At 61.0% G+C, this 400-nt stretch carries 1 protein-coding gene; it reads right to left on the bottom strand.

What is annotated here, in order from left to right:
* On the bottom strand, positions 1 to 400 hold a 400-nt coding region (locus tag QPK27_RS25260), incomplete at both ends, for a transposase (protein WP_290420892.1).

Raw genomic sequence — 400 nt, 5'->3', positions numbered from 1 at the left:
CGACATGTCCACCCCGCCACGCCGTCTTGTATTCGAGCTGGCGGCGCAGTTCGCCGAAGCCCATGTCGGCGATGGCGCGCGCAAGGTGGCGGTTGCTCAACATGCCCTTCACATTGAGGTCCTCGATGCCGATCGTGTGGAAACGGCGTGTGAGGCTGGTCGTAAGCTGATGCAAACCTTCTCGCCGCAGATGGGTAATGCGGGCATGCAACCGTACCAGCTTCAGTTTCGCCTTGACGCGGTTGCGCGACCCTTTTACTTTGCGAGACAGGCTGCGTGACAAGCGTTTGAGCCGATCCAGCAAGGCATCCAGCGCCTTGGGACCGGTGAAGGTTTCCCCTGTAGACAGCGTGGCCAGGCGCGTGATACCCAGATCGACTCCCACCGCGCCTTGGTTTTC

The organism is Massilia sp. YIM B02443 (genome assembly GCF_030411955.1).
Taxonomy (GTDB): Bacteria; Pseudomonadota; Gammaproteobacteria; order Burkholderiales; family Burkholderiaceae_D; genus Telluria.
Note: the sequence above shows the minus strand (reverse complement) of the source record. Positions and strands in the feature narration are given on the sequence as shown.